This window comes from Aquamicrobium zhengzhouense, assembly GCF_016124105.1.
Classification (GTDB): domain Bacteria; phylum Pseudomonadota; class Alphaproteobacteria; order Rhizobiales; family Rhizobiaceae; genus Aerobium; species Aerobium zhengzhouense.
On the sequence record NZ_JADGMQ010000024.1, the window covers coordinates 38,905 to 47,013 of the forward strand.

Here is an 8,109-nt window from a genome sequence, read left to right on the forward strand (position 1 = left end):
GATGAAACTTGCGGGATGGTTTTGTGCAATCGTGCTGGCGGGGGGCGCCGCTGCCGGTCCGGCTGCCGCACAACCGTCCCGCGTCGTGTCGATGAATGTCTGCACGGACCAGATGGCGATGCTGGTCGCGGGCGAGGGGCAGCTGATTTCGGTCACCCACCTCGCCACCGATCCGCACACATCGGCAATGGTCGAGGAGGCACAGGCATTTTCCGTCAATCATGGTCTGGCCGAAGAGATCTTCCTGATGAAGCCGGACCTTGTCCTCGCCGGCACCTACACCTCGCGGGCATCGGCTGATCTTCTTCGGAGCCTTGGCATTCGCGTAGAGATGTTCGACCCCGTCGACAATTTCGGCGAGGTTCGCGAGCAGCTTTTGCGCATCGGTGAAGTGTTGGGGCGCAAGGACCGGGCTGCGGCGATCGTCGCCGAACTTGATGAGGGCTTGCGCGAATACACGACCGATATGAGCGGGATCACCGCGCTGGGCTGGTCCTCCAACAGCTACGCGACAGGTGGAGGTACCTTCACCGACGCAGTCATGAAGGCGGCCGGGCTCACCAACATTGCCGCGCGTGAAGGCATCCAGGGGGGTGCGCGCGTCCCGCTCGAAACGCTTCTGGCGCAAAAGCCGGATCTGATCGTCACCGGCAGTACCTCATATGAACGTCCGGCAATGGCGCAGGACAATTTTGCCCATCCCGCCTTCAGAGCCTACGTTTCGGACGGAAAACAGGTGTCCGTTCCCGATCAATATTGGGTATGCGGCGCTCCTTTCACGCTTGAGGCCGTCCGCATATTGCAAATGGCTGCGAAGGCGCGCGGAGCGGCGAATTGAACGAGGCTTTGCGTTACAAGCTGGTTCTCGCAGTCTTAAGCATCGGCGTGTTCGCGCTGTTCCTCGTCTCGCTTGCCACGGGACCGGCTGCAATTGGTTTCGCGGATTCGATGCGCGCACTCTTTTCGAGTGACGCCTACGAGATCGGACTGATCATGCGTGAGATCCGACTGCCGCGCGCCATCCTCGGGCTGATGGTCGGCGCGACGCTTGGCCTGTCCGGGGCGGTGCTCCAGGGCTATCTGCGCAATCCGCTGGCGGAGCCTGGTCTCCTTGGCATCAGCGCATCGGCCTCGCTCGGCGCGGTGCTGACGATTTACACCGGCGTGTCGCTCGCCTTCCCCCTTGCTTTGCCGATGGCAGCGCTTGCTGGCGCCGGCATCGCCGTCCTCGTGGTCAGGGCAATGGCCGGCGGCGCGGGCGGGACACTGTCGATCATTCTCGCTGGCATTGCGCTCTCGGCATTTGCTGGCGCGATGACCTCGCTGGCGCTCAACCTCTCGCCCAACCCGTTCGCGGCCATGGAAATCGTCTTCTGGATGCTGGGGTCGCTCACGGACCGCTCGATGGTCCATGTCTGGCTTGCCGCGCCTTTCATGCTGCTTGGCTGGGTGATGCTGGCTTTGACTGCTCGCGCGCTCGACGCGCTCACGCTTGGCGTCAGCGCAGCGTCGAGCCTTGGCGTTGATCTTCGGCGAACCCAGTTTCTTGCCGTCGGCGGGACTGCAGCGTCGGTCGGCGCCGCAACAGCGGTCGCTGGCGCAATCGGTTTCATCGGGCTTATCGTTCCCCACATTCTGCGCCCGCTTGTCGGCAGCATGCCGTCCCGCCTCCTGCCGGCGAGTGCGCTTGGCGGTGCGGCGATGCTGCTTGCAGCCGACATTCTTGTCCGGCTGATCGCGCCGGAGCGTGATTTGAAGCTCGGCGTCCTGACTGCGATGGTCGGAGCCCCGTTCTTCCTGTGGCTGATCTGGCGCTCGCGGAGGACAATGGTGTGACCCTGCTTGCCGTTTCGGATCTTCGTGCCAGCCTTGGCCGACGCCAGGTCCTGCGCGGTGTCTCCTTCACCGTCGAAGAGGGCGAATTTGTCGGTCTGATCGGCCCGAACGGAGCTGGCAAGACAACCTTGCTGCGCGCCATTCTCGGCCTCAGCCCTTCGCAGGGCAGCGTTCAGATCGGTGGCCATGAACGCCTGAAGCCGCGCGAGCAGGCAAAGATCGTTTCCTATCTTCCGCAAGAGCGCGAGATTGCCTGGCCCGTCACTGTCGAGCGTGTCGTCGCATTGGGACGAGCGCCACATCTGCCAGGCTTTGCAGTTCCCGGCGGAGAGGACCAGGCGGCAATCCAGGCGGCTATGGCGCGCATGGAGATCGAGAGTTTTGCACAGCGCCCGGCAACGGAACTGTCGGGAGGAGAGCAGGCGCGCGTTCTGATCGCCCGGGCGCTGGCACAGGAAGCCCCGCTTCTCCTGGCGGACGAACCTGCCGCGGGGCTCGATCCGGCGCACCAGATCGCGCTGATGAAGATTTTCGCAAATCTCGCGCGCGATGGCTCGGGTGTCGTCGCCTGCCTTCACGACCTTGGCCTTGCCGCACGTTTTTGCACGCGCCTCATCATTCTCGAGGCGGGCACAATCGTTGCCGATGGTCCCCCTCGCGCCGTGCTGACGCCTGAACGCCTGCGTGACACTTACGGTGTTGCGTCCTTCCTCGGCGAGCATGAAGGCGGGCTTATCGTCCAGCCTTTCGATCTGGCGGATCATCCCGGGCACGGGGGATGACCCCGGCAAAACGTCGTGGTACGAAACCGGCGCGGCTTACAGCCTTTCCAATTCACCTTTCGCCGGTCCGCCGGCAAGGACATTTCCATGACTGCACATTCGACCCTGACCCCTGCCACTGCATCCAAGTCTGAAGCGCTCACCGGAACCGTTCGCGTGCCCGGCGACAAGTCGATTTCGCACCGCTCCTTCATGTTTGGCGGACTTGCTGCTGGCGAGACCCGCATCACTGGCCTGCTTGAGGGCGAAGACGTCCTACGCACTGGCGACGCCATGAAGGCGATGGGCGCGAAGATCGAAAAAAGCGGCGATGAGTGGATCATCCAGGGCACCGGCAACGGCGCACTTCTTGAGCCGCAGGGGCCGCTGGATTTCGGCAATGCAGGCACAGGTTCGCGCCTCACCATGGGGTTGGTCGGAACCTATGACATGACCACCACTTTCATCGGCGACGCCTCCCTGCAGAGCCGCCCGATGGCGCGTGTCCTCAATCCGCTGCGCGAAATGGGCGTTCAGGTGATTGACGCTGCGCCCGGAGATCGCATGCCGCTCACCCTTCGCGGCCCAAAGCGCGCCAACCCGATCTCCTACCGCGTGCCCATGGCGTCGGCTCAGGTGAAATCCGCGGTTCTGCTTGCGGCCCTTAATACGCCGGGCATCACGACGGTGATCGAGCCGGTGATGACGCGCGACCACACTGAAAAGATGCTGCAGGGCTTTGGCGCCAACCTTGAGGTCGAGACCGACAAGGATGGCGTGCGCCACATCCGTCTTGAAGGCGAGGGCAAGCTGACCGGCCAGATCATCGCCGTTCCGGGCGACCCGTCTTCGGCGGCCTTCCCGCTGGTTGCGGCGCTTATCGTTCCGGGCTCGGACATCCTCATCGAAAACGTGCTGATGAACCCGACCCGCACCGGCATCATCGACACGCTTCTCGAAATGGGCGCCTCGATCGAGATCCTCAACCGCCGCGATGCCGGCGGCGAAGAAGTTGCCGATTTGCGGGTCCGCCATTCCGAACTGAAGGGTGTGACCGTGCCTCCGGCGCGTGCCCCGTTCATGATCGACGAATACCCGATCCTCGCAATTGCCGCCGCGCTTGCCGACGGCGAGACAATCATGGACGGCCTCGAGGAGCTGCGCGTCAAGGAAAGCGATCGCCTTGCGGCGGTGGCGCGGGGTCTGGAGGCCAATGGCATTGATTGCACCGAGGGTGAATCCTCGCTGACCGTGCGCGGACGTCCGGATGGCAAGGGCCTCGGCGGTGGCACGGTCGCAACGCATCTCGACCACCGCATTGCGATGAGCTTCCTCGTCCTTGGCCTGGCTGTCGAGAAAGATGTGACCGTTGATGATCGCGCCATCATCAATACCAGCTTCCCCGAATTCATGGATATGATGCGCGCGCTCGGCGCGAAGATCGACTAGGCCGCCAAGGCCGCGTCCTGCAGCCCTTGCCCTCTTCCCCTTGCGGGAAGGGACGCTGGGCGTACACTCCGGTTCGGACATCGGATGAGGGAGTTCGTGCATGAGCGGATCAAAGGTTGCGATGATCGTCGGCGGTGGCAGTGGTATGGGCGCAGCCTCGGCCCGCAAGCTCGCCGCAAGCGGCTATGCCGTGTCTGTCATGTCGTCATCCGGCAAGGGCGAGGCGCTTGGCAAGGAACTCGGCGGCATCGGTCTTACCGGATCGAACCTGTCCAATGACGATCTCAAGCGCTTCGTACAGCTAACTCTTGAGAAGTTCGGGCGCATCGATGTCCTGGTAAACAGCGCAGGCCACGGCCCCAAGGGGCCACTGCTCGAAATTTCCGATGAAGATTGGCACAAGGGGTTCGACGTTTATTTCATGAACGTCGCGCGTGCGGCTCGTCTCGTCGCGCCGCATATGATCGCGCAAAAGTCCGGATCGATCGTCAATATTTCCACCGCCTGGGTCGATGAGCCCAGCGACATGTTCCCGACCTCGGCCGTCGCGCGCTCAGGCCTGACGGCCTACACAAAGCTCTTCGCCGACCAATATGCGGCGCAAAATGTGCGCATCAACAATGTCCTGCCCGGCTGGATCGACAGCCTGCCGGAAAAGGACGAGCGCCGCGCCGCCGTGCCCATGCAGCGCTATGGTTCAGCCGAAGAGATCGCAGAAGCAGTTCTCTTCCTCGCCTCGGAAAAATCCTCCTACATCACCGGCCAGAACATCCGCGTCGATGGTGGGTTGATGCGGTCGGTCTGATGTCGCCGTTCAGCCGTTGATCCCGGCAATTGAAGATCAGATGCTGGAACCGCGCGCAGAAGCGGCTAAAAGGACTTTCCATCATGCGGCAGGCGCAGGTCTTCCGCTCGCACGACACAGAGCTTGCATGACACATTTCACAATCGCCATCGACGGTCCGGCAGGTGCAGGCAAGGGCACCATGGCGCGCAGACTTGCCGATCACTTTCATCTGAACCTGCTCGACACCGGCCTGACCTATCGGGCTGTCGCGCATCGCATGCTGGCTCTTGGACTGCCATTGAATGATGCCGAGGCTGCGGAACGGGTCGCGCGCGATATCGATCTTGGCGCGCTTGACCGGGATATCCTGTCCCAGCACGCGGTTGGCGAGGCCGCGTCCCAGGTTGCGATCATCCCGGCCGTTCGGCGCGCTCTGGTAGACAAGCAGCGCGAGTTTGCCCGGACCTCTCCAGGCGCAGTGCTGGACGGGCGCGATATCGGGACGGTCGTCTGCCCCGACGCAGACGTGAAACTCTATGTCACCGCAACTGCGCAAGTGCGTGCAAAACGCCGTATCGCCGAGATCGAGGCGCGCGGCGGCACCGCAGAGCTTGCGCAGATCCTGTCCGACATCGAAAAGCGCGATGCCCGCGACATGGGCCGCGAGGATTCACCGTTGCGCCCTGCTGCAGACGCCCACTTGCTCGATACGAGCGAAATGGATATAGAAAACGCGTTTCAGGCGGCGAGAACGCTGGTCGATCAGGCCATGGCTGCCAGAAACATAGACTGATGCAGGACGCGGTACACGTTTTTCCCCCCGGGGAAGAAGCGTGATGCCGCTTATCCCGTTTCGAACCCGGCCAGCCCGCATTTTCATGCGCCGGAATGCCGCGAGAGCGGCAGATGACCTTTAAGCGGGTCACGATGTCGGCAGGCCATACGCAACGCTAACACTCGGCGCACGCCCGGAGGACCCGAAAGGTCAGGGCATTTCAGGAGCACTTATGTCCCAATTCAACCCATCCCGTGACGATTTCGCCAGCATGCTCGACGAGTCGTTCTCGGCCGAGCATTCCGCAGAAGGTTCCGTCGTCAAGGGCCTCATCACCGCCATTGAAAAGGACATGGCGATCATCGACGTCGGCCTGAAGGTCGAAGGTCGTGTTCCGCTTAAGGAGTTCGGCGTACAGGCCAAGGAACTCAAGGCTGGTGACGAAGTCGAAATTTACGTCGAGCGTATCGAAAACGCACTCGGCGAAGCCATGCTGTCGCGCGAGAAGGCTCGCCGCGAGGAAAGCTGGGTTCGTCTTGAGGCGAAGTTCAACGCCGGCGAGCGCGTCGAAGGCGTTATCTTCAACCAGGTCAAGGGTGGCTTCACGGTCGACCTCGACGGCGCAGTGGCGTTCCTGCCGCGTTCGCAGGTTGATATCCGTCCGATCCGCGACGTTACCCCGCTGATGCACAACCCGCAGCCCTTCGAAATCCTCAAGATGGATCGTCGCCGTGGCAACATCGTTGTCTCGCGTCGTACCGTTCTCGAAGAGAGCCGTGCTGAGCAGCGTTCGGAAATCGTCCAGAACCTCGAAGAGGGTCAGGTCGTTGAAGGCGTTGTCAAGAACATCACCGATTACGGTGCATTTGTTGACCTCGGCGGCATCGACGGTCTGCTGCATGTCACCGACATGGCATGGCGCCGCGTCAACCATCCGACCGAGATCCTCAACATCGGTCAGACGGTCAAGGTGCAGATCATCCGCATCAACCAGGAAACCCACCGTATCTCGCTCGGCATGAAGCAGCTCGAGTCGGATCCGTGGCAGGACATCGGCACCAAGTTCCCGCTGGGCAAGAAGATCGGCGGCACCGTCACGAACATCACCGACTACGGTGCGTTCGTCGAGCTGGAGCCGGGCATCGAAGGCCTGATCCACGTTTCGGAAATGTCCTGGACCAAGAAGAACGTCCATCCGGGCAAGATCCTTTCGACGACTCAGGAAGTCGAAGTGGTTGTGCTCGAGGTCGATCCTCAGAAGCGCCGCATCTCGCTGGGCCTGAAGCAGACCCTCGAGAATCCGTGGGAAGCATTCGCACGCAACCACCCGTCGGGTTCGGTCGTCGAAGGCGAAGTCAAGAACAAGACCGAGTTCGGCCTGTTCATTGGCCTCGAGGGCGACGTCGACGGCATGGTTCACCTGTCGGATCTCGACTGGAACCGTCCGGGCGAGCAGGTCATCGAAGAGTACAACCGTGGCGACATGGTTTCGGCGCAGGTTCTCGACGTCGACATCGAGAAGGAGCGTATCTCGCTGGGCATCAAGCAGCTCGGCCGCGACTCCATCGGTGAAGCAGCGACCTCGGGCGAACTGCGCAAGGGCGCGGTCGTGACCTGTGAAGTCACCGACGTCAAGGACGGCGGTCTGGAAGTTCGTCTCGTCGATCATGACGTCGATTCGTTCATCCGTCGCGCTGACCTGGCCCGTGACCGTGACGAACAGCGTCCGGAGCGTTTCTCGGTTGGCCAGAAGGTCGACGCGCGCATCATCGCCTTCGACAAGAAGACTCGCAAGCTGCAGGTCTCCATCAAGGCGCTTGAGATCGCTGAAGAGAAGGAAGCAGTCGCACAGTACGGCTCGACCGACTCGGGCGCATCGCTCGGCGACATCCTCGGCGCAGCGCTGAAGAAGCAGAGCCGCGACTAATCGCACCCGGTTTCTGAACTAAAAGACCCCGCCGGCGCAATCCGGCGGGGTTTTTCTTTGCTGCCAGGCTCAATCACCTGGGGCTGCGAGAGTTATAGCGAGCCAATCGTCCAAGCCGGCAGCCGCTCCCCTCCCCAACAAACACCACCCGCCCCCTCCGTCGCTCCGCGACACCTCCCCCATAAATGGGGGAGGATCCGAACGTAGCGCGTTGCCTTTCAGGTTCCTCCCCCTCGCGAGGGGAGGTGGCTCAACGGGCCGGAGGGGGCATCTGGGAACGACGGATGGCTGCTCTTGCACCGATAAACGCGGCAGTTTCCCCATCACACCCCGCGGCCTCCGCACACTCACCCTCTGCGAAGCCTCCCCTATAAACGGCACAAGCCGCCCCCTCCGTCGCTCCGCGACACCTCCCCCATAAATGGGGGAGGATCCAAGCGTCGCGCACTGCATTTCCGGGGTTCCTCCCCCTCGCGAGGGGGAGCGACTGTGTTGGGGGTCAAGCTGTTTTCCATGGTTTGCTGTCCCGGAGCATGGCGTTGAGGATGGTGACGAGTTTGCGCATGGCAGCTAC

The 8,109-nt window shown here is 62.3% G+C and carries 7 protein-coding genes; all 7 read left to right on the forward strand.

Translation table 11 applies throughout. The features are described 5' to 3' along the window. The first annotated feature begins 1 nt into the window (after position 1). The 7 genes from IOD40_RS19540 (at position 2) to rpsA (ending at position 7,535) form a co-directional block, all read left to right on the forward strand. The gene (locus IOD40_RS19540; RefSeq protein ID WP_198478381.1) at positions 2 to 838 is read left to right on the forward strand and encodes an ABC transporter substrate-binding protein; all 837 of its coding nucleotides are present in this window, start codon (positions 2 to 4) and stop codon (positions 836 to 838) included. After that, the gene (locus IOD40_RS19545) at positions 835 to 1,836 is read left to right on the forward strand and encodes a FecCD family ABC transporter permease (RefSeq protein WP_198478382.1); all 1,002 of its coding nucleotides are present in this window, start codon (positions 835 to 837) and stop codon (positions 1,834 to 1,836) included. Before IOD40_RS19540 ends, IOD40_RS19545 begins: the two co-directional genes overlap by 4 nt. Continuing rightward, on the forward strand, positions 1,833 to 2,618 hold the full coding sequence (locus tag IOD40_RS19550; protein ID WP_198478391.1) for an ABC transporter ATP-binding protein: 786 nt from the start codon (positions 1,833 to 1,835) through the stop codon (positions 2,616 to 2,618). Before IOD40_RS19545 ends, IOD40_RS19550 begins: the two co-directional genes overlap by 4 nt. 87 nt (positions 2,619 to 2,705) lie before the next feature. Further along, a complete protein-coding gene (gene aroA, locus IOD40_RS19555; protein ID WP_198478383.1) occupies positions 2,706 to 4,046 on the forward strand; it encodes a 3-phosphoshikimate 1-carboxyvinyltransferase in 1,341 nt (446 codons plus the stop codon). Between the two features lie 100 nt (positions 4,047 to 4,146). Then, the gene (locus IOD40_RS19560) at positions 4,147 to 4,851 is read left to right on the forward strand and encodes an SDR family oxidoreductase (RefSeq protein WP_198478384.1); all 705 of its coding nucleotides are present in this window, start codon (positions 4,147 to 4,149) and stop codon (positions 4,849 to 4,851) included. Positions 4,852 to 4,978: 127 nt separating this feature from the next. Then, positions 4,979 to 5,626 (forward strand): (d)CMP kinase, encoded by a 648-nt coding sequence (gene cmk / locus IOD40_RS19565; RefSeq protein WP_198478385.1) that lies wholly within the window; start codon positions 4,979 to 4,981, stop codon positions 5,624 to 5,626. Between the two features lie 214 nt (positions 5,627 to 5,840). Then, a complete protein-coding gene (rpsA, locus tag IOD40_RS19570) occupies positions 5,841 to 7,535 on the forward strand; it encodes a 30S ribosomal protein S1 (RefSeq protein WP_198478386.1) in 1,695 nt (564 codons plus the stop codon). Positions 7,536 to 8,109: the final 574 nt, after the last annotated feature.